We start from the raw sequence: 21774 nt of genomic DNA, 5'->3' as shown, positions 1-21774 counted from the left end.
TCTGATTTTTATTATATGAAGGGTGGAATAGCGTGATAATCCGTTCAAACATCAAAGGACTGTTGTGTTGTGAGCATAAATCTTCCACTGCCACTGCTGGGTGAAATGGCGATTTTCGTCAAGGTTGTCGAGACCGGCAGTTTCTCCGAAGCGGCACGTCAACTGGGCTCTTCACCCTCGGCGGTCAGTCGCAGTATTTCGCGGCTGGAGAAAGCGCTGGCGACCCGGCTCCTGCAACGAACCACGCGCAAGTTGCGCTTGAGCGACGGTGGGGAAGAGGTATTCAAACGCTGCCAGGAGATGGTCAACGCTGCACGTTCGGTGATGGAGATCAGTGGTCAATTTACCGATGAGCCCGAAGGGGTGGTGCGTCTCAGTGTGCCAAAGGCGGTGGGCCGGATCGTGATTCATCCGCACATGCCGGAGTTTTTGCGCCGTTATCCCAAAGTCGATGTGGAGTTGTTGCTGGAGGATCGCCAGGTGGATTTGATCGACGATCACGTCGACCTGGCGATACGCATCACCGATCGCCCGCCTGCGGGGCTGGTGGGTCGCCAGTTACTGACGATCGACCATTTGCTCTGCGCTACCCCGCAGTATCTGGCCGAACATGGAACGCCGACCCATCCCCATGACTTGCTCAACCACAGTTGCATTTACCTGGGGGAAACCCCGAGCGATGCGCGGTGGAAATTCAAGAAGGGCAGCAAGTCGGTCACGGTCGGTGTGCGCGGGCGCTATGCCGCCAATCACACGGGCGTGCGGTTTGGCGCGGTATTGCAACACATCGGCATTGGCAGCCTGCCGTATTTCACGGCGCGCCGAGCCTTGGAAAAGGGGTTGATGGTGCAAGTGTTGCCGGACTGGACTTTCCTGGCGTCCTACCACGGCGGTGCCTGGCTGCTGCATTCGCCAACTCGATACCTGCCTCCCAAGCTGCGGGTGTTGATCGATTACCTGGTGGAATGCCTGGAGAAGGAGCCGACACTGGGCAAGCCCGGTAAACCGGGTCGCCTGAGTACGGCGGTATCGGAGTATGAGCTGCCCGAGAGTGATGGGTTGTTCTGAGGAAGATCAAAAGTTCGCCGGGAAAAACAAAAAAGGTCCGCATGCGGACCTTTTGTTTTGCTGATCCTGGATCAGTGCTTGCTGTCCTGATTGGACAGCGCCAGCAGCTGTTTTTCCTGGTTCCAGTCAAACGGTTCGTCATTCTGTTCAGCTTCGAAACGACGCTCTTCCAGCGCCTGATACAGGTCGATTTCGTCGTCGGGCATGTAGTGCAGGCAGTCACCGGCGAAGTACCACAGCAGGTCGCGCGGGACCAGGTGGGCGATTTGCGGGTAACGGGTGATCACCTGGCACAGGATGTCCTGGCCCAGGTACTGGCTTTCGATCGGGTCGACCGGCAGCAGTGCAAGCAGTTCGTCGAAGCGCTCCAGGAACAAGGCATGGCTTTCGTCGGGAACCTGTTCGGCCTCACCTACGGCGACCAGGATGCTGCGCAGGTGGTCGAGCAATACGAGATGATCGGCAACGATGTTGGACACGAGATAAGTCCTCAAGAGCAAAACGGGCGCGGGAGTATAAAGCTCCTGCGCCCGTTTTTACATGGTGTACGGGGACGGTTTGATCAGCGGACCTTCCCCGGTGCTATCGCCAGCTCCTCTTTATCGAAGTCATCGACATCGATCACCTTGCGCCGTGCCGCCTCGGCTTCACGCAGGGTTTGCGCTTCCACCGGTTGCAATACGCCGGCCTCCAGCGCCGCATCGATCACGTGTTCGCCGGCGACCGGTTTGACCTGACCGCTCTTGAGCGCCATATGGAGTTTTTTCTGCAGGGTTTGTGCAGCGCCCGTCAGGTTGCTGGCGTGTTGCAGGGCGCCGACCGGATCTTCCTTCGATTGTGGGCGATAGCAGCCGAGGAGCACTTCCTCCAGCGCCGGATCACCCTTGGCCCGACCGATGATCGCAGCCACTTGTGCGCCCAGCTTGTCGGAAGGTCCTTTGTGGCGGCGACCGAACGGAAACACGATCACCCGCAGTAGACATGCCAGCACCTTGTTCGGGAAATTGTTGAGCAGTTCATCCATGGCCCGTTCGGCCTGGCCGAGGCTTTCCTCCATGGCCCAGGCAAACAGTGGCTCCATGTGTTCCGGCGCGTCCAGGTCGTTGTAGCGCTTGAGTGCGGCGCTGGCCAGGTACATGTTGCTGAGCACATCACCCAGTCGTGCCGACAGGCGTTCGCGACGTTTCAGTTCGCCGCCCAGCAGCATCATGCTCAGATCGGCAAGCAGCGCAAATGCGGCGGCCTGACGGTTGAGGGCGCGGAAATAACCCTGGCTGAGTTTGTCGCCCGGGGTATGTTCCAGGTGGCCAAACCCGAGGTTCAGCACCAGCGTGCTCGCGGCATTGCTGACGGCAAAGCCGATGTGCTTGAGCAGCAGGCCATCGAATTCGATCAGTGCCTGATCCTTGTCTTCCCGGGTGGCCAGCGCCATTTCCTTGAGGACGAAAGGATGGCAGCGAATCGCACCCTGGCCGAAGATCATCAGGTTGCGCGAAAGGATGTTGGCGCCTTCCACGGTAATGAAGATCGGTGCGCCACACCATTTGCGCGCGAGGTAGTTGTTCGGTCCTTGAATGATTGCCTTGCCGCCATGCACGTCCATGGCGTGGCTGATGCATTCGCGGCCCCGTTCGGTGAGGTGATACTTGAGGATCGCCGACAGCACCGAAGGTTTCTCGCCCAGATCCACCGCGTTGGCGGTCAGCATCCGCGCGGCATCCATCATCCAGGCGTTGCCGCCGATGCGGGCCATGGATTCCTGAATGCCTTCGAACGCGGCAATCGGCACGTTGAACTGTTCGCGAATCTGCGCGTACTGGCCCGTCACCAGACTGGTGAACTTGGCCATGCCGGTGCCAACGGCGGGCAGGGAAATCGAACGCCCGACCGACAGGCAATTCATCAGCATCATCCAGCCTTTGCCGAGCATTTCCTGGCCACCGATGAGGAACTCCAGCGGGATGAAAACGTCTTTGCCGGCGTTAGGGCCGTTCATGAACGCTGCGCCCAGTGGCAGATGACGACGGCCGATTTCCACGCCGGGAATATCGGTCGGAATCAGCGCGAGGCTGATACCCAGGTCTTCTTTATCGCCCAGCAGGTGGTCCGGGTCGTAAGCTTTGAATGCGAGGCCGAGGAGGGTGGCCACCGGTCCCAGGGTGATGTAGCGCTTTTCCCAGTTCAGGCGCAAGCCGAGGGTTTCCTGGCCTTCCCATTCACCTTTGCAGATCACCCCGGTGTCGGGCATGCCGCCGGCATCGGAGCCGGCCATGGGCCCGGTGAGGGCGAAGCACGGGATATCGTCGCCCCGCGCCAGTCGTGGCAGGTAGTGGTTGCGTTGTTCGTCGGTGCCGTAATGCAGCAGCAGTTCAGCCGGACCGAGGGAGTTGGGGACCATCACGGTGGAGGCGAGGTCGCCACTGTGGCTGGCCAGTTTCATTGCCACTTGGGAGTGGGCATACGCCGAGAAGCCCTTGCCACCAAATTCCTTGGGGATGATCAGGGCAAAGAAACCGTTTTCCTTGATGAACGCCCAGGCCTCGGCCGGCAGGTCCATGGTTTGACCAATCTGGTAGTCACTGACCATGGCGCAGAGTTCTTCGGTCGGGCCGTCGATGAAGGCCTGTTCCTCTTCGCTCAGCTGTACCTTGGGATACGACAGCAGTTTGTTCCAGTCCGGACGACCGCTGAACAGTTCGCCATCCCACCACACGGTCCCCGCTTCAATCGCATCGCGTTCGGTTTGCGACATGGGTGGCAGCGTTTTCTGGAACCAGTCGAACATCGGCGCGCTGAAGAATTTGCGGCGCAGGTCTGGCAGTAATAATGGTGCAGCCACCGCAGCGAGCAACACCCAGAAAATCAACAACAACCCACCCGGCGCGTGACTGAAGATGCCCATTGCCAGCAGATAGACAGCCACGATGCCCAAGGCAGGCAGCGGTGAAATGCGACGGTGGGCTAAATAAGCGATCCCGACAACCAGAACCAGTATCCACAACAGCAGCATATTTAATCCTCCGTGAAACCAGGGCGAGCCAACCCACAGAGCTTAGACGGCATCCGCAAAATGGGGTGGTCGGAGCGAGGTGATTGAAATCGTGGGAAATCCCGGATGATTTCTGTAGGTCCGGTTGGCAACAGGCCTGGGAAAACGTTCATTGGGCGGGCGACTAAGCGCCCATGTTTGGCCGAAACGTCGTTATCTCTGTGCTTAACCTCTCGTTAGACTCGAGGCTTCCCCAGGAGATTTCGCGCATGCACGAGTATCTGAGCCCCGGCCGCTTCATCGATAGTGACCATCCCGACGTGGTGGAGTTCGCCGAAAAACACCGTGGCAGCAGCCGCGACCCGCGCGAGCAGGCGATCAGCCTTTATTACGCCGTGCGCGAGGCGGTGCGCTACAACCCGTACACCTTCAGTCGTGATCCGCTGACCTTATGCGGCAGTTACGCACTGGCGGCCGGCGAGAGTTATTGCGTGCCCAAAGCCACGCTGCTGGCCGGCGCCGCGCGGCATTGCGGCATCCCGTCGCGGATCGGCCTGGCGGATGTGCGCAATCATTTGTCGACGCCGCGCCTGCTCGAATTGCTTAAGAGCGACATGTTCGCCATGCACGGTTACACCGAGTTCTACCTGCAGGATCGCTGGGTCAAGGCGACCCCCGCGTTCAACCAGAAACTTTGCGAGTTGTTCAATGTGGCGCCGCTGGAATTCGACGGCATCAACGACAGCGTTTTCCACCCTTATAACCGCGATGGCGAGCAGCTGATGGAGTACCTCGTCGATCACGGCCAGTTTGCCGATGTGCCTGAGGCGTTCTTTTTCGATCACCTGGAAAAATGCTATCCGCATCTGTTCGGCGAGCAACTGCCGCCGTTGTTGGGTGACATGCAGACTGATTTGAGTCGCGCCTGATCCGGCGTATCCTGCCTGCGCATTCATCAATCGAGAGGCGGTCATGCTGAAGATCTGGGGTCGGAAAAATTCATCGAATGTCAGAAAACCATTGTGGGCCGCCGAGGAGTTGGGGCTGGCGTATGAGGCCATCGATGCGGGCGGGGCGTTTGGTGTTGTCGATACGCCCGAGTACCGCGCCATGAACCCCAATGGACGCGTGCCGGTGATCGAAGACGACGGTTTTGTGTTGTGGGAATCCAACGCCATCGTGCGTTATCTGTTGGCCAAACATGCGGCGGATACCGCGTGGTATCCAGCCGGTGTGCAAGCACGTGCCATCGCTGACAAATGGATGGACTGGACCACTTCCAGTTTCGCCGGCCCGTTCCGCACCGTGTTCTGGGGCGTGTTGCGCACCCCGGCAGATCAGCAGGACTGGCCTGCGATCAAGGCTGCAATCAAGGAATGCGAGGATTTGCTGGCAATGGCCGATCAAGCGCTGGCGACCACGCCTTACCTGTCCGGCGACGAAATCGGCATGGGCGACATTCCCCTCGGCAGTTTCATTTATGCCTGGTTCGAGATGCCGATCGAGCGCGCGCCACGGCCGCATCTGCAAGCCTGGTATGCACGGCTGAAACAGCGTCCGGCCTATCGCAAGGCCGTTATGACCGCGTTGACTTAATACCTACTATCGACACACTTGACTGTACTTGTGTGGCGGCGACAAGCACCATTGCGCTCATGCGCCGCGGTTGCATTGCTCGCCGCCCGCCCTTATTTATCTCTTTCCTCCCTTCTTGGTGCGTAATCCGATATGAGTTCCGCTCTGTCCATCCGGCAGCTAACCAAAACCTACGGCAACGGTTTCCAGGCCTTGAGTGGTATCGATCTGGATGTCGCCGAAGGTGACTTTTTCGCCTTGCTCGGCCCCAACGGCGCCGGTAAATCCACGACCATCGGTATTCTTTCGACCCTGGTGAACAAGACCAGCGGCTCGGTGAATATCTTCGGTCATGATCTGGACAAGAATCCTGCGCAGCTCAAGCGCTCCATCGGCGTGGTGCCCCAGGAATTCAACTTCAACCAGTTCGAAAAGACTTTCGACATCGTCGTGACCCAGGCCGGCTACTACGGCATTCCGTCGAAAGTCGCCAAGGAGCGTGCCGAGCAATACCTGACCCAGCTCGGTCTGTGGGACAAACGCGATGTGCCGTCGCGTTCGCTGTCCGGCGGCATGAAGCGTCGCTTGATGATCGCCCGTGCACTGGTTCACGAACCGCGCCTGTTGATTCTCGACGAACCGACTGCCGGCGTGGACATCGAACTGCGTCGCTCGATGTGGACCTTCCTCACTGAGCTGAACCAGAAAGGCATCACCATCATCCTCACCACGCACTACCTGGAAGAGGCTGAGCAGTTGTGCCGCAACATTGGCATCATCGACCACGGCACGATTGTCGAGAACACGAGCATGAAGCAGTTGCTCGGCCAGTTGCACGTCGAGACCTTCCTGCTGGATTTGAAGAACAGCCTGAGCGCGCCGCCGCAGTTGCTGGGTTATCCATCCCGTTTGCTCGACGACCACACGCTGGAGGTCCAGGTGGACAAGTCCATGGGGATCACGGCGCTGTTCACCCAGCTTGCCCAGCAGAACATCGAAGTGTTGAGCCTGCGCAATAAAACCAATCGCCTTGAGGAGTTGTTCGTGTCCCTGGTGGAGAAAAATCTGTCGAAGGTGGCAGTATGAGTTCCGAGCTGCGCCCCAACCTCGTTGCCCTCAATACCATCGTTTACCGTGAAATCCGGCGCTTCACCCGGATCTGGCCGCAGACCCTGCTACCGCCGGCGATCACCATGGTTCTGTATTTCGTGATCTTCGGTAACCTGATCGGCCGGCAAATCGGCGACATGGGCGGCTTCACTTACATGGAGTACATCGTGCCGGGGTTGATCATGATGTCGGTGATCACCAACTCCTACGGCAACGTGGTGTCGAGTTTCTTCGGCAGCAAATTCCAGCGCTCCATCGAAGAACTGATGGTCTCTCCGGTTTCGCCGCACACTATCCTGATCGGCTACACCCTGGGCGGCGTGCTGCGCGGGTTGATGGTCGGGATCATCGTGACGTTGTTGTCGCTGTTCTTCACCCACCTGCAGGTGCATCACCTGGGTGTGACCATTCTGGTGGTGGTGCTGACGGCGACGATCTTCTCGCTGCTGGGCTTCATCAACGCGGTGTTTGCGCGCAACTTCGATGACATCTCGATCATCCCTACGTTTGTGCTGACGCCGTTGACCTATCTCGGTGGGGTGTTTTATTCGATTACGTTGCTGCCGCCGTTTTGGCAGACCGTGTCGCTGGCCAACCCTGTGTTGCATATGGTCAATGCTTTCCGGTACGGGATCCTTGGGGTTTCGGATATTCGGATCAGTGTGGCGATTGCCTTTATGGTGGTGGCGACTGGGGTTTTGTATGTTGGGTGCGCGCGGTTGTTGGTGAGTGGGCGGGGGATGCGGACCTGAGGTTGTTTTGGGTTTTGCGTGTATATCCGTTTCTGCGGTAACGGCGGCTTATGGTTTCGCCCTTACGGCGAGTCACTTTTTTTACAAGCGCCTAAAAAAAGTAACCAAAAAAACGCTCGCCCCTTACGTACGGCCCCTCGCTAAGGCTCGGTGTTCCTTCGTTCCGGCATTCATCCGGGGGCATCGCCTCCGGTTGGCTTCGCTTCAACCTCCTCTCGATGTGTGCGGCTTCGCCGCACGGCGCTGCGCGCGCCCCCCCGGATAAACGCCTCCACTCAGCCTGCCGAGGGGGCGGGTGGATCAAAAGGGCCGAGGCGGCCTACCGGCCGGCCTGTTTGTCTGGTTGGTTCGCATTCCAACCTGTAGGAGCCGGCTTGCTGGCGATGACGCGCTGCCAGCCAACCAATCTCTGCCAGATACCCCCAATCCCACTGTAGGAGCCGGCTTGCTGGCGATGACGCGCTGCCAGCCAACCAATCTCTATCAGATACCCTCCAATCCAACTGTGGGAGCCAGCTTGCTGGAGATAGCTGTATGTCAGTCTCGATGATGTTGACTGAGCGGTCGCTATCGCCAGCAAGCCGGCTCCTACAGGGGGAGATGCGCACGAACCAGATAAACAGGCCGGCCGGCATGCCGAGCCTAGGCGAGGCACCGAACGAAAGGGGCAGGAGCGTTTGGTTACTTTGCGCTTTTCAAAGTGACCCGCTGTAAGAGCGGAACCATAAGCAGCCGTTACCGAAGAAACGGATATGCACACGATCAAATCCAATCACATCCGACTCTGCTTACGCCGCCGCCACTGCCGCGCCACCCACCACCGCCAATACAGCATCACCAGACAATAAGCCAACGCCCCCAGCACCAACCCCGTCACCACCGACCCCAGCAAAAACGGTTGCCATAACGTCGAGAGCTCGCCGCTAATCCATTCCCAGGTCAACTCATCCGGTAAATGCCGTGCAGGAACGTCCAACAACCACGCCCCCGTCTGATAGGTGCAAAAGAACACCGCCGGCATGGTGATCGGATTGGTCAGCCAGACCAGGCTCACGGCAATCGGCATATTGCCGCGCACCACGATCGCAAGGAAGGCAGCCAGCAACATCTGCAACGGAATCGGCAGGAACGCCGCGAACAAGCCAACCGCCATGGCGCGTGCGACGGAATGGCGATTGAGGTGCCAGAGGTTCGGGTCATGCAGCAGCGTGCCGAGAAAGCGTAAGGATTTGTGTTCCCTGATGCTGGTCGGGTCTGGCATGTAACGTTTGAATAATCGCCGGGGCATAAGGCTTCTCGGTCGGTCAAGGCGGCAAGTATGTCTGGATTCTATGAAGCGCCCATTCAGACTTTGTGACAATTGATAACGACGAGCGTGCGCCCGGACGTCTATGCCTAAGGCCGGGACTCTCAAGGACGGGCTTATGCGCACAGGGATGATGGCGCTGGCGTTGGGTCTGCTGGCCCTGCGTTTTTTACCGGCATTGCCGCCGGTCGGGTTGTGGTTGTTGATGCCGGTTGCCGGTTTGATGTTGTTGCCGTTCAAGACGTATCCGGCGGCGTTTTTCCTGTTCGGTTTGAGTTGGGCCTGCGTGCAGGCCCAATGGGCACTGGACGATCGTTTGGCGCCGAGCCTGGACGGTGAAACCCGCTGGGTCGAAGGGCGGGTGACGGGGTTGCCCGAGAACGGCGAGGCGGTGGTTCGCTTTGAATTGGCGCAGGCTACGTCGCGACACGGGAAAGTGCCGACACTCATGCGCCTGGCCTGGTACGACGGCCCGCCGGTGAAAAGCGGCGAGCGCTGGCGATTGGCGGTCAAGCTGAAGCGGCCTGCCGGTTTGCTCAATCCGCAGGCCTTCGATTATCAGGCTTGGCTGTTGGCGCAGGGCATTGGTGCGACAGGTACGGTCAAGGACAGCGAGCGGCTGTCCGAGGCGCGATGGGCCTGGCGCGATGGCATCCGCCAGAGGCTGCTGGCAGTGGATGCCCAGGGCCGAACGGCTGCGCTGGCAGCGTTGGTGCTGGGGGATGGCGCCGGGCTCAGCCGTGAAGACTGGCAAGTGCTGCAAGACACCGGCACCGTCCACCTGTTGGTGATTTCCGGGCAACACATCGGTTTGCTGGCGGGCGTGGTGTACCTGCTGATCGCCGGTCTGGCCCGCTTTGGGCTGTGGCCGAACCGTCTGCCGTGGTTGCCCTGGGGCTGTGGCCTGGCATTCAGTGCCGCGCTCGGTTATGGCCTGTTGGCCGGATTTGATGTCCCGGTACGCCGTGCCTGTTTGATGATCGGCCTGGTGTTGTTGTGGCGCCTGCGTTTTCGTCACCTCGGCGCCTGGTGGCCGTTATTGCTGGCACTCAATGGCGTATTGCTGCTGGACCCGCTGGCCAGTTTGCAGCCGGGGTTCTGGTTGTCCTTCGCCGCGGTCGCGGTGTTGATTTTTACCTTTGGTGGTCGCCTGGGCCCTTGGCGCTGGTGGCAAACCTGGACCCGCGCCCAATGGTTGATCGCCATTGGCCTGTTGCCTTTGCTGTTGGTGCTGGGGTTGCCGATCAGTGTCAGCGGGCCGCTGGTCAACTTGCTGGCGGTACCCTGGATCAGTCTGGTGGTGCTGCCTCCGGCATTGCTCGGCACCGTGTTGTTGCCGCTGCCTTACGTGGGCGAGGGCCTGTTGTGGCTGGCGGGCGGTTTGATCGATGGCTTGTTCAAGGGACTGGCGTTGGTCGCTGGGCGGATTCCGGCGTGGGTGCCCATGGCGATCCCGTTCTGGGCCTGGTGCGTGGGGGCGATGGGCGCCTGTCTACTGTTACTGCCCCGGGGTGTACCCATGCGCCCGCTGGGGTGGCCGATGTTGCTGTTGCTGGTATTTCCCCCTCGCGCAGAACTGCCCGAAGGTATCGCCGACATCTGGCAACTGGATGTTGGCCAAGGCCTGGCGATTCTGGTGCGCACTCGCCATCACACGCTGCTGTATGACACCGGTCCGCGTTTCGGTGATTTCGACCTGGGAGAGCGGGTCGTACTGCCGTCATTGCGAAAACTGGGGGTGAAAGAACTCGACGTGATGCTGATCAGCCACGCTGACGCCGATCATGCCGGCGGTGCCCGGGCAGTGGCCAATGGGCTGCCGGTAAAGCGCGTGATCAGTGGTGATCCGCAGGCCCTGCCTGCCGCGCTGCAAGCCCAAGCCTGTGAAACCGACCGGCAATGGACCTGGGATGGCGTTCAGTTCCGGCTCTGGCAATGGTCGGCAGCCGGGGACAGCAATCAGAAGTCCTGTGTTTTACAGATCGAAGCCAATGCCGAACGCTTGCTGCTGACCGGTGATATCGATGCCACCGTCGAGCGATCATTGCTCGACAGTGCATTGGCCGTACCGACCGACTGGCTGCAGGCACCGCATCATGGCAGCCGCAGTTCGTCGTCCATAGCGCTGCTCAACGGCTTGCAGCCCAAAGCGGTGCTGATTTCCCGCGGGCACGGCAATTCATTCGGCCATCCGCATCCAACGGTCGTGGCGCGCTACCGCAAACGTGGCATTACGGTCTACGACAGCGCTGAGCAGGGCGCCATTCATCTGCAATTGGGGCGGTTCGAATCCCCACGCTCAATGCGTCTGGAGCGACGGTTCTGGCGCGATCCGCCTTCATTGAATCCATAACCGAGCGTTATTAAAGCCCGACCGGATGCGACATCACGGTCTTCGGTGCGTCCACCCCCTATGTTAGAGTGGCGCACTTTTTCGAGGGGACTGACACTGTGTGGGAATTGGTCAAATCCGGCGGCTGGATGATGCTGCCGATCATCCTGAGTTCCATCGCGGCAATGGCGATCGTTGCCGAGCGTCTCTGGACCCTGCGGGCCAGCCGCGTGACCCCGGAGCATTTGCTCGGGCAGGTCTGGGTCTGGATCAAGGACAAAAAACTCAATAAAGAAAAACTCAAGGAACTGCGCGCCAACTCGCCGCTGGGTGAGATCCTGGCCGCGGGGCTGGCCAACTCCAAACATGGTCGCGAGATCATGAAAGAGTGCATCGAAGAGGCCGCCGCCCGGGTCATCCACGAGCTGGAGCGCTACATCAATGCCCTCGGCACCATCGCCGCCATGGCGCCGTTGCTCGGCTTGCTGGGTACGGTGTTGGGCATGATCGATATTTTCAGCGCATTTACCGGCAGTGGCATGACCACCAACGCGTCGGTGCTGGCCGGTGGTATCTCCAAGGCCTTGATCACAACGGCGGCCGGTTTGATGGTCGGTATCCCGTCGGTGTTCTTCCATCGATTCCTGCAACGCCGGATCGATGAGCTGGTGGTGGGGATGGAGCAGGAAGCGATCAAGCTGGTCGAGGTAGTGCAGGGCGACCGCGATGTGGATCTGGCCGAGGGCAAAGCGTGAAATTCCGCCGCAAGCAACGGGAGAACGTGGACATCAACCTCGCGTCGCTGATTGACGTGGTGTTTATCCTGCTGCTGTTTTTCGTCGTGACGACGACGTTCACCCGTGAAACCCAGTTGCGCGTCGAGCTGCCCGAGGCCGTCAGCGGTTCGCCGGCAGAAGACCAGTCCAAGCAACTGGACATCGCCATCAGTGCTGACGGCGTGTTCTCGGTGAACAACCAGGTGCTGCCGAAAAACGACCTGGCCACCCTGATGGACGCCTTGCAGAAAGAGTCCAACGGCGATACCAGCCGACCACTGTCCATCAGTGCCGACGGTAAATCCCAGCATCAATCGGTGATCACGGCCATGGACGCCGCCGGCAAACTCGGCTTCAACCACTTGCGCATGACCACAGTCGAGGCGGCGCCGCCCGCGCCCTGATGGCCATGTCCGATCGCCTGCTTGCCGCGTGGTACCGAGGCCATCCGGCCCTGAAGCTGTTGCAGCCGCTGGAGTGGTTGTACCGGCGTGTGGTCAACAAAAAGCGCAAACGCTTTCTGGCGGGCGAGGGTGAAATCTACCAGCCGCCCGTGCCGCTGATCGTCGTCGGTAACATCACCGTCGGCGGCACCGGCAAGACGCCGTTGATTCTGTGGATGATCCAGCATTGCCAGCGCAGCGGTTTGCGGGTCGGCGTGGTCAGTCGTGGTTACGGCGCCAAACCGCCACAGTTACCATGGCGCGTCGAGGCGGAGCACAGCGCTGAAATTGCCGGTGACGAACCGTTGCTAATCGTGCAGCGCACCGGCGTGCCGCTGATGATCGACCCGAACCGCAGCGCCGCGGTCAAAGCCTTGCTGGCGAGCGAACCGCTGGACCTGATCCTCTCCGATGACGGCATGCAGCATTACCGTCTGGCCCGGGATCTGGAACTGGTGCTGATCGACGCTGCCCGAGGCCTGGGCAATCAACGATGCCTGCCCGCCGGGCCGTTGCGCGAACCGGTCGAGCGCCTGCAAAGCGTTGATGCAGTGCTTTATAACGGCGCCACGGCTGATCGTGACGGCGGTTTTGCCTTCCAGCTGCAACCGACAGCGCTGGTCAATCTGCAAAGCGGTGAGCATCGCCCCCTCGATCACTTTCCCGCAGGTCAGGCGCTGCACGCGGTGGCCGGGATCGGTAACCCACAGCGTTTCTTCAAGACCCTCGAAACGCTACACTGGCAGCCGGTGCCGCACGCGTTCGCCGACCACGCCGAATACAGTGTGCAGGCCTTGAATTTCACCCCGTCATTGCCGTTGGTGATGACCGAAAAGGACGCGGTGAAGTGCCGTGCCTTCGCCGCCGCCGACTGGTGGTACCTGGCGGTCGATGCTGTGCCGTCGCCGGCCTTCGTGGCCTGGTTCGATACACAGTTGATGCGCCTGTTGCCGGCTCGACTGTTGCCTTAAATCCGTTTTTATCCAGGGAATGCTCATGGACACCAAATTGCTCGACATCCTCGCTTGCCCGGTCTGCAAAGGCCCGCTCAAGCTCAGCGCCGACAAGACCGAGCTGATCAGCAAGGGCGCCGGCCTGGCGTACCCGATTCGCGATGGCATCCCGGTGATGCTCGAAACCGAGGCCCGCACCCTGACCACCGACGAGCGCCTGGATAAATGACCACAGCCTTTACCGTTGTCATTCCTTCGCGCTTCGCCTCCACCCGTTTGCCGGGCAAACCGCTGCTGTTGATCGCCGGCAAGCCGATGATCCAGCACGTCTGGGAACAGGCGAGCAAAAGCAGCGCCCAACGCGTAGTGGTCGCCACTGACGATGTACGCATTGTCGAGGCCTGCCAGGGCTTTGGCGCCGAAGTGGTGCTGACCCGTGAAGATCACAACTCCGGTACCGATCGCCTGGCGGAAGTCGCGACCAAACTGGGCCTGGCGCCCGACGCCATCGTGGTCAACGTCCAGGGTGACGAGCCGTTGATTCCGGCGAGCGTGATCGATCAAGTCGCCGCCAACCTGGCCGCCCACACCGAAGCGCGCATGGCCACCCTGGCCGAGCCGATCGAAGACGTGGAAACTTTGTTCAACCCCAACGTGGTCAAAGTCGTCAGCGACCTCAATGGCCTGGCGCTGACCTTCAGTCGCGCCACGCTGCCATGGGCGCGGGACTCGTTCGCCCAGAGCCGCGAGCAGTTGCCGGAAGGCGTGCCGTATCGCCGCCACATCGGCATCTACGCCTATCGCGCCGGTTTCCTGCATGACTTCGTCAGCTGGGGCCCGTGCTGGCTGGAAAACACCGAGTGCCTGGAACAGTTGCGTGCGCTGTGGCACGGCGTGCGGATTCACGTCGCCGATGCGCTGATCGCGCCGCCTCCGGGCGTCGATACCGTTGAAGACCTTGAGCGCGTTCGTCGCCTGCTGGAGGCCTGATGCGGGTTCTGTTTGTCTGCCTGGGCAACATCTGCCGTTCGCCCACGGCCGAAGGCGTGTTGCGCCACAAACTGCGTGAAGCAGGGTTGGCCAACCAGGTCGAAGTCGCCTCTGCCGGCACCGGTGACTGGCACGTCGGCAAGGCGCCGGACAAACGCAGTCAGGCGGCGGCGAAGCTGCGTGGCTACGACCTGTCGACCCAACGCGCCCAGCAAGTGACCCGCGCCGATTTCGCCACCTACGACCTGATCCTGGCGATGGACAACAGCAACCTGCGCAACCTCAAGGCTTTGCAACCGGCCCGGGGCAGGGCTGAGCTGGATTTGTTCCTGCGCCGTTATCAGTCGGAAATCGACGAAGTCCCGGACCCGTATTACGACGGCGACCAGGGCTTTGAGCAAGTGCTGGATCTGATCGAACGCGCCAGTGATTTGCTGGTGGTCGAACTGAAGGGGCGGTTATGAGTTTGCAGGTTCGGTCGCAGGTTTCGCTCAAGCCGTTCAACAGCTTTGGCGTGGATGTCCGGGCCCGGTTGTTCGCCGAAGCCCATAGCGACGCCGATGTACGGGAGGCCCTGGCCTACGGGCTGGAACATCAGGTGCCGGTGCTGGTGATCGGCGGCGGCAGCAATTTGCTGCTGACGGCGGACATCGAGTCATTGGTGCTGCGCATGGCCACTCGCGGGATTCGTGTGCTGAGCGATGACGGCAGCAAGGTGGTGATCGAGGCGGAGGCCGGTGAGCCCTGGCATCCGTTTGTGCAGCACACGTTGGCGCAGGGATTGTCGGGCCTGGAAAATCTCAGCCTGATTCCTGGCACCGTCGGTGCGGCACCGATGCAGAACATCGGCGCCTACGGGGTTGAGATCAAGGACGTGTTCGCCGGCCTGACCGCGCTCGATCGCCATAGCGGCGAACTGCGCGATTTCAGCCTGGAAGAATGCAACTTCGCCTACCGCGACAGCCTGTTCAAGCAGGAGCCGGGGCGCTGGTTGATCCTGCGCGTACGCTTCGCCTTGAACCGCGTCGCGCATTTGCATCTGGAATACGGCCCGGTGCGTCAGCGCCTGACCGAGCAAGGTGTCGAGCACCCGACCGCCACCGATGTCAGCCAGGCCATTTGCAGCATCCGCAACGAAAAGCTCCCGGACCCGGCGGTGCTCGGCAATGCCGGCAGTTTCTTCAAGAATCCTTTGGTGCCAGCGGCACTGGTCGCTCAGCTCAAGGGGCAATACCCGGACCTGGTCGCTTATGCACAACCCGATGGGCAGATGAAAATCGCCGCAGGCTGGCTGATCGAGCGCGCCGGCTGGAAAGGTTTCCGTGATGCCGATGCGGGCGTGCATAAATTGCAGGCGCTGGTACTGGTCAACTACGGCAGCGCCACTGGCCTGCAGTTGCTCGACCTGGCGCAACGTATCCAGAAGGACATTTCAGATCGTTTCCACGTCGAGCTGGAAATGGAGCCGAACCGGTATTAGTGCAACAGCGGCAAGCCACTGGCTACAAGCTACAATTACAGATCGCAGGCTATGGGCTGTTTCACTTTCACGGAAAGTTTTCAGCTTGAAGCTTGCAGCAAAAAAGCCCTGTCTCAGCAGGGCTTTTTTGTTAATGCTGTCCCGTCCTGAATAAGGTTTACACCTTCTGACTTCTTTTCAGGAAGGTGCAATGGATACGGGCACAAAGCGCAGTCAGCGTGATTACACACTGGCTTTTAAATTATCGGTTGTCGACCAGGTCGAAAAAGGCGAGTTGAGTTATAAAGAGGCTCAGCGGCGCTACGGGATTCAGGGTCGGTCGACGGTGTTGGTTTGGTTACGCAAACATGGTCGCCAGGACTGGAGCCAAGGCGCCTCCATTCGCTCCCAGAGGATCAGACCTATGGACGAGCCAACCTTGCCCCTGACTCCCGAGCAAAGAATCAAAGAACTCGAGGAACAACTGGCGCTGGCAACTCAGAAAGCCCAATTCTTTGAAGCCGTAGTCGATGTTCTGAAAAATGACTACGGCGTATCTGTCGTAAAAAAGCGACCCGGCAAGTCGTTGCGCAAACCCAAACCCTGAGTGTCAGCAGGGCTTGCCAATTTATGGGAATAAGCCGTCAGGCCTATTACAAACGCAACCGGGTCTACAGAGCTCGGGCCGACCAGGATCAGCAGCTCATAACGTTTGTAGAGAAGATCCGTGCTCGCCAACCGTGCATCGGCACTCGGAAGCTGCATTCGATGATGCATGAGCAGCGTGAGCAACAGGAGCTCCATGTTGGCCGGGATCGTTTGTTCGCGGTTTTGCGGGAAAGCCGCCAATTGGTCCGCAGAAAACGGGCGTACCACAAGACGACCGACAGCCATCATCGCTTCCGCCGACACCCCAATCTGCTCAAACCAAGCCCGGAACAAATAGTCGCTACCGGCCCAGAACAGGTCTGGGTTGCCGATATCACGTACCTGCCTACCCGTGATGGCGTTGCCTATTTGAGTTTAGTGACGGATGTCTTTTCGAGAAAAATAGTCGGTTATCACGTGCATGAAAGTCTGCACACCAACTCCGTGGTGCAAGCCTTTCGAATGGCTTTGAAGCGACGTCGAAGCGTTCAGAAACTCGTCCATCACTCGGATCGAGGCGCCCAGTACTGCTCGGCCCTTTATCAAGAAGTGCACGCAAAGCATGGCATCATTTGCTCGATGACCGACGGCTACGACTGCTACCAAAACGCCTTGGCAGAGCGGGTCAACGGTATCTTGAAAACAGAGTTCTTGATCCACCGACCTGCGGATTTTGCGCAGGCCACACAGATGGTGCGAGAGGCCGTCACGATCTACAACCAGGAGCGGCCGCACCTCTCTTTAAAATACAAAACGCCCGATGCGGTGCATCGGGCGTTAGGGTGAAACAGGTGTAAACCTATTTCAGGACTAGACATGCTGGGTTAACTTAGCCGGCTAACGATGCAAGCATTTGTTTCACCAAAGGCCCGGTGCAGACGTCTGCGTTCGCACAAGAGAGCCCATTAGCCTGAGTCGATCTGCGTGCCGAACCAAGATCCCACGGCAGATTGCTCGACCCCATAACTCAAGAAATATGCGGGCGTGCCCATGATTACCCTGAAACTCAACGGTCAAGACCATCAACTCGACGTCACCGAGGACATGCCGCTGCTCTGGGCGATCCGCGACGTTGCTGGCTATAACGGCACCAAATTCGGCTGCGGCATGGGCCTGTGCGGTGCTTGCACCATTCATATCGAAGGCGCGCCGGCGCGCAGTTGCATCACGCCGATCGGCTCGGTGATCGGTCAGAACGTCACCACTATCGACAACCTGCACGCCGACCCGGTGGGCAAAGTGGTTCAGCAAGCCTGGCTCGACTCCGCAGTGGCCCAATGCGGTTACTGCCAGGGCGGGCAAATCATGTCCGCCACCGCACTGCTCAAGATCCATCCGAACCCGAGCGACGAACAGATCGAAGAGGCGATGGTCGGCAATATCTGCCGCTGTGGCACTTATAACCGCATCAAGACCGCCATCCGCCAGGCATCCACTCACCTGAAGGAGGCCAAGGCATGAGCCAGCTACCGATGGATTTCGCCCTGAGCAACCTCAGTCGCCGTGGTTTCCTCAAAGGGGTGGGCGCTACCAGTGCCTTGGTGGTCGCCGCGAGTTGGGGCTGGCAGGACGTGTTTGCCGAAGAAGTGAAGAAGTTCGGCGCCGACGGCATGCCCAATGGTTGGGTGGATGATCCCAAGGTGTACGTGAGCATCGCCGGCGATGGCACCGTGACCGTGATGTGCAACCGTTCGGAAATGGGCCAGGGCGTGCGCACCAGTCTGACCATGGTGGTTGCCGACGAACTGGAAGCTGATTGGGCGCGGGTCAAAGTGCAGCAGGCACCGGGTGACGAAGTGCGCTTCGGCAACCAGGACACCGACGGTTCGCGCAGCATGCGTCACTGGTACGAGCCGATGCGCCGCTGTGGCGCCGCCGCGCGGACCATGCTGGAACAGGCCGCCGCCAATCAGTGGAAAGTACCGGTCGGCGAATGCCATGCGCAGCTGCATAAAGTCATTCACAAACCTTCCGGCCGTGAACTGGAATACGGCGCGCTGGCTGCCGCCGCCGGTGCCCTGGCCGTACCGGCGCGTGACAGCCTGAAGCTCAAGCAACCGTCTGAATTCCGCTACATCGGCAAAGAAGGCACCAAGGCCATCGACGGTGACGACATCGTCAACGGCCGTGCGGTCTACGGCGCCGATGTGCATTTCGACGGCATGCTGTACGCCACCATTGCCCGGCCTGCGGTGTATGGCGGCAAGGTCAAAACCTTCGATGCCAGCGCGGCGATGAAAGTGCCAGGCGTGGTCAAGGTGGTGCAAATTGAAAGCCGTCCGCTGCCATCGGAATTTCAACCGCTGGGCGGCATCGCCGTGGTGGCGAACAATACGTGGGCCGCGATCAAGGGCCGCGAAGCGCTGAAAATCGAGTGGGATGACGGTGCCAACGCCAGTTACGACTCGATCGCCTATCGCAAGGAACTGGAAGCCGCGTCCCTCAAGCCTGGCAAAGTCATCCGCAATACCGGCAACATCGACGAAGCCATGAGCGGCGCCGATAGCACGCTGGAGGCCTCCTACTATCTGCCGCACCTGTCGCAATCACCGATGGAGCCGATGGTCGCCATCGCCCGCTACAAGGATGGCGCGTGCGAAGCGTGGGGGCCGAGTCAGGCGCCGCAGGTCACCCGTGAACGGATCGGCGAGCGTCTTGGTCTGCCATTCGATAACGTCACCTTCAACGTGACCTTGCTCGGTGGCGGCTTCGGGCGCAAATCCAAGCCAGACTTCATTATCGAAGCGGCCATACTCGCCAAGGAATTTCCGGGCAAGGCCGTGCGCGTGCAGTGGACCCGTGAGGACGACATTCATTGTTCCTACTTCCACACCGTGTCGGCCGAATACCTGAAGGCCAGTCTGAACAAGGATGGCCTGCCGTCTGGCTGGTTGCACCGCACAGTGGCGCCGAGCATTACCGCGTTGTTCGCCCCGGGCATGAATCACGAGGCGGCTTTCGAGTTGGGCATGGGCTTCACCAACATGGCCTATGCCATCCCGAATGTGCGCCTGGAAAACCCCGAGGCGACGGTACACACCCGCGTGGGCTGGTATCGCTCGGTGTCGAACATCCCGCACGGCTTCGCGATCCAGAGCTTTATCGACGAACTGGCCCACAAGGCCGGGCAGGACCCGCTCAAGTATCAGATCAAATTGCTCGGGCCGGACCGGCAGATTGATCCTCGCACCCTGAGCGAAGAATGGAACTACGGCGAATCGCCCGAGCGCTATCCGATCGATACCGGTCGCCTGCGTACCGTGTTGGAGACCGCCGCCAAAGCCGCCGGATGGGGGCGTGAGTTGCCGAAGGGCCGAGGCCTGGGGCTGGCGGTGCATTACAGCTTCGTCACCTACGTGGCCGCGGTGATCGAGGTCGAAGTCAAAGACGATGGCACGCTGATCGTGCACAAGGCTGACATTGCCGTGGATTGCGGCCCGCAGATCAACCCCGAGCGGATTCGCGCGCAGTTCGAAGGCGCTTGCGTCATGGGCCTGGGCAATGCGGTGTTGGGCGAGATCAGCTTCAAGGACGGCAAGGTCCAGCAGGACAACTTCCACATGTACGAAGTGGCGCGCATGTCACTGGCCCCGAAGCAAGTCGCTGTGCACCTTGTCACGCCACCCGGCACCGTACCCTTGGGCGGTGTGGGTGAACCGGGTGTGCCGCCGATTGCCCCGGCGCTGTGTAATGCGATCTTCGCCGCCACTGGCAAACGCATTCGCAACCTGCCGGTTCGCTATCAGCTGCAAGACTGGCAGAAGGCGCCGGCCTGATGGACAGCGTCGATCTGAACGTCCTGCGCAGCGTGCTGGAATGGCGCCGCGCCGGTCAGCGGGTGGTGTTGTACAGCGTGGTTCAGACCTGGGGCACTGCGCCCCGGGCGCCTGGTGCCATGCTGGCGCTGCGCGAGGACGGTGTCGTGATCGGCTCGGTGTCCGGCGGTTGCGTCGAGGATGACCTGATTGCGCGGTTGCATGACGGTCGAATCCCGCCTGACGGGCCGCCGGTACAACTCATTACCTACGGCGTCACTCGTGAAGAAGCCGCGCGTTTCGGTTTGCCGTGCGGCGGCACCTTGCGTTTGACCGAGGAACGGGTCGGTGATGCGGATTGGGTCGAGCAATTGCTGACCCGCTGTGAAGCCCATGAAATCGTCGCGCGGGAACTTGATCTCGACACTGGCGAAGTGATCCTGAAGCCTGCCAGCAAGTCGGATGTGCTGACATTCGACGGGCAGGTATTGCGCGCAATCTATGGTCCGCGTTGGCGTTTGTTGCTGATCGGCGCGGGCCAGTTGTCCCGGTATGTCGCCGAGATGGCGCGGCTGCTGGATTTCGAAGTGCTGATCTGCGATCCGCGCACCGAGTTCGTCTACGGTTGGGAAGAGCAGCACGGCCGTTTTGTCTCGGGCATGCCCGACGATGCGGTGCTGAACATTCAGACCGACGAGCGCACTGCGATTGTCGCGTTGACCCACGACCCGCGCCTGGACGACATGGCGCTGCTCACCGCCCTGGATTCCAAAGCCTTCTACGTGGGCGCGCTGGGGTCGCGGGTCAACAGCCAGAAACGTCGCGAAAACCTGGCTCAACTAGGCTTGTCGCCACAGGCCATTGAGCGGCTGCACGGCCCGATCGGCTTGCACATTGGTAGCCACAGCCCGGCGGAAATCGCTTTGTCGCTGATGGCCGAGATTGTCGCGATCAAGAACGGCGTCGAGCTGAAACAGAAGAAGCCGTTGCGGGAGGGCGTATGAGTGAGTCCATCGGCGTCATCATTCTGGCGGCGGGGCAGGGCAGCCGTTTTCGGCAGGTCGCAGGCGAGGAAAAAGACAAGTTGCTGGCGGACTGCAAAGGGCGTGATGGCGCGGTCCGTTCGGTGATCGAGCAGGTGCTGGTGAATCTGCCGGCCACGCTGGATAAGCGTGTGTTGGTCACCACAGCTGAGCGGCCCCAAGTGATTCGTATGGCCAAGGCTTATGGCTGTGAAATCGTGCTGATCGAATCCGCGGGAATGGGTGACAGCATCGCCGCGGGAGTTAGTGCGTGTGCGCAACTCGATGGCTGGCTGATGGTGTTGGGGGATATGCCGTTCATCCTGCCTTCAAGTATTGAGCATGTCGTGGCGCAGATTGCTGATGGCTGCATCAGCGTGCCGGTGCAGGACGGCGAATACGGCCACCCGGTGGGATTCGGCCGCAGCTTTGGATCGGGGTTGATGGCGTTGTCGGGTGATCGCGGGGCCAAGCCGTTGTTTGCGCAGGGGCGTGTGGTTGAAGTGACGGTGGATGATCCGGGGGTGTTGTGGGATGTGGATGTGCCCGAAGCGCTGATCTTCAAATAAATATAGATCCTGTGGGAATGGGGTGAA

General features: G+C 60.1%; 20 protein-coding genes and 1 pseudogene. 18 read left to right on the top strand and 3 right to left on the bottom strand.

Going from position 1 to position 21774, the window contains the following annotated elements:
* Positions 1–69: 69 nt before the first annotated feature.
* On the top strand, positions 70–1068 hold the full coding sequence (locus KHO07_RS21365; protein WP_150732316.1) for a LysR family transcriptional regulator: 999 nt from the start codon (positions 70–72) through the stop codon (positions 1066–1068).
* A gap of 71 nt (positions 1069–1139) precedes the next feature.
* On the opposite strand, the gene KHO07_RS21360 is transcribed toward KHO07_RS21365, so the two are convergent.
* Positions 1140–1547, bottom strand: a complete 408-nt coding sequence (locus KHO07_RS21360) for a PA2817 family protein (RefSeq protein ID WP_007972361.1) — start codon at positions 1545–1547, stop codon at positions 1140–1142.
* Between the two features lie 83 nt (positions 1548–1630).
* Complete coding sequence (locus tag KHO07_RS21355; protein WP_212625465.1) at positions 1631–4078, bottom strand: acyl-CoA dehydrogenase; 2448 nt, start codon at positions 4076–4078, stop codon at positions 1631–1633.
* A gap of 248 nt (positions 4079–4326) precedes the next feature.
* Here KHO07_RS21355 and KHO07_RS21350 point away from each other — a divergent pair, with 248 nt between their 5' ends.
* The 4 genes from KHO07_RS21350 to KHO07_RS21335 all read left to right on the top strand — a co-directional run bounded on the left by KHO07_RS21350 (position 4327) and on the right by KHO07_RS21335 (position 7494).
* Positions 4327–4986: a transglutaminase family protein gene (locus KHO07_RS21350; RefSeq protein WP_212625464.1), complete on the top strand. Its 660-nt coding sequence runs from the start codon at positions 4327–4329 to the stop codon at positions 4984–4986.
* 43 nt (positions 4987–5029) lie between these two features.
* On the top strand, positions 5030–5653 hold the full coding sequence (locus KHO07_RS21345) for a glutathione S-transferase (protein ID WP_150732319.1): 624 nt from the start codon (positions 5030–5032) through the stop codon (positions 5651–5653).
* Positions 5654–5785: 132 nt separating this feature from the next.
* Complete coding sequence (locus tag KHO07_RS21340; protein ID WP_150732320.1) at positions 5786–6718, top strand: ABC transporter ATP-binding protein; 933 nt, start codon at positions 5786–5788, stop codon at positions 6716–6718.
* The gene (locus KHO07_RS21335) at positions 6715–7494 is read left to right on the top strand and encodes an ABC transporter permease (RefSeq protein WP_075947433.1); all 780 of its coding nucleotides are present in this window, start codon (positions 6715–6717) and stop codon (positions 7492–7494) included. The genes KHO07_RS21340 and KHO07_RS21335 overlap by 4 nt, the downstream gene beginning before the upstream one ends.
* Before the next feature lie 772 nt (positions 7495–8266).
* Here the strand turns inward: KHO07_RS21335 and KHO07_RS21330 are convergent.
* Positions 8267–8782 (bottom strand): DUF2062 domain-containing protein, encoded by a 516-nt coding sequence (locus KHO07_RS21330; protein WP_212625463.1) that lies wholly within the window; start codon positions 8780–8782, stop codon positions 8267–8269.
* Between the two features lie 136 nt (positions 8783–8918).
* On the opposite strand from KHO07_RS21330, the gene KHO07_RS21325 reads away from it, so the two are divergent.
* From KHO07_RS21325 to KHO07_RS21265, 13 genes and pseudogenes are all read left to right on the top strand, one after another.
* A complete protein-coding gene (locus tag KHO07_RS21325) occupies positions 8919–11153 on the top strand; it encodes a DNA internalization-related competence protein ComEC/Rec2 (RefSeq protein ID WP_212625462.1) in 2235 nt (744 codons plus the stop codon).
* Positions 11154–11251: 98 nt separating this feature from the next.
* Complete coding sequence (locus KHO07_RS21320; RefSeq protein ID WP_162279041.1) at positions 11252–11887, top strand: MotA/TolQ/ExbB proton channel family protein; 636 nt, start codon at positions 11252–11254, stop codon at positions 11885–11887.
* The gene (locus KHO07_RS21315) at positions 11884–12312 is read left to right on the top strand and encodes a biopolymer transporter ExbD (protein WP_212625461.1); all 429 of its coding nucleotides are present in this window, start codon (positions 11884–11886) and stop codon (positions 12310–12312) included. Before KHO07_RS21320 ends, KHO07_RS21315 begins: the two co-directional genes overlap by 4 nt.
* Entirely contained in the window at positions 12312–13322 is a 1011-nt protein-coding gene (gene lpxK / locus KHO07_RS21310) for a tetraacyldisaccharide 4'-kinase (RefSeq protein WP_150732323.1), read from the top strand. Before KHO07_RS21315 ends, lpxK begins: the two co-directional genes overlap by 1 nt.
* Positions 13323–13347: 25 nt before the next feature.
* On the top strand, positions 13348–13533 hold the full coding sequence (locus tag KHO07_RS21305; RefSeq protein WP_007945752.1) for a Trm112 family protein: 186 nt from the start codon (positions 13348–13350) through the stop codon (positions 13531–13533).
* Positions 13530–14294, top strand: coding sequence for a 3-deoxy-manno-octulosonate cytidylyltransferase (gene kdsB / locus KHO07_RS21300; protein ID WP_150732324.1), 765 nt, complete (start codon positions 13530–13532; stop codon positions 14292–14294). The genes KHO07_RS21305 and kdsB overlap by 4 nt, the downstream gene beginning before the upstream one ends.
* Entirely contained in the window at positions 14294–14758 is a 465-nt protein-coding gene (locus KHO07_RS21295; protein ID WP_150732325.1) for a low molecular weight protein-tyrosine-phosphatase, read from the top strand. The genes kdsB and KHO07_RS21295 overlap by 1 nt, the downstream gene beginning before the upstream one ends.
* Positions 14755–15774, top strand: coding sequence for a UDP-N-acetylmuramate dehydrogenase (gene murB, locus KHO07_RS21290; protein WP_212625460.1), 1020 nt, complete (start codon positions 14755–14757; stop codon positions 15772–15774). Before KHO07_RS21295 ends, murB begins: the two co-directional genes overlap by 4 nt.
* A 190-nt stretch (positions 15775–15964) precedes the next feature.
* A pseudogene (locus KHO07_RS21285) lies at positions 15965–17215 on the top strand (IS3 family transposase).
* 176 nt (positions 17216–17391) lie between these two features.
* Entirely contained in the window at positions 17392–17862 is a 471-nt protein-coding gene (locus tag KHO07_RS21280; protein ID WP_150732327.1) for a (2Fe-2S)-binding protein, read from the top strand.
* On the top strand, positions 17859–20177 hold the full coding sequence (locus KHO07_RS21275) for a xanthine dehydrogenase family protein molybdopterin-binding subunit (RefSeq protein ID WP_212625459.1): 2319 nt from the start codon (positions 17859–17861) through the stop codon (positions 20175–20177). Before KHO07_RS21280 ends, KHO07_RS21275 begins: the two co-directional genes overlap by 4 nt.
* Complete coding sequence (locus KHO07_RS21270; protein ID WP_212625458.1) at positions 20177–21160, top strand: XdhC family protein; 984 nt, start codon at positions 20177–20179, stop codon at positions 21158–21160. Before KHO07_RS21275 ends, KHO07_RS21270 begins: the two co-directional genes overlap by 1 nt.
* Positions 21157–21747: a nucleotidyltransferase family protein gene (locus KHO07_RS21265; RefSeq protein ID WP_212625457.1), complete on the top strand. Its 591-nt coding sequence runs from the start codon at positions 21157–21159 to the stop codon at positions 21745–21747. Before KHO07_RS21270 ends, KHO07_RS21265 begins: the two co-directional genes overlap by 4 nt.
* Positions 21748–21774 lie beyond the last annotated feature (27 nt).

Origin of the sequence: Pseudomonas sp. PP3 (assembly GCF_905336995.1) — a bacterium.
Taxonomy (GTDB): domain Bacteria; phylum Pseudomonadota; class Gammaproteobacteria; order Pseudomonadales; family Pseudomonadaceae; genus Aquipseudomonas; species Aquipseudomonas reinekei.
The sequence above is the reverse complement of the archived record's forward strand: the minus strand, read 5'-3'. Positions and strand labels throughout refer to the sequence as shown.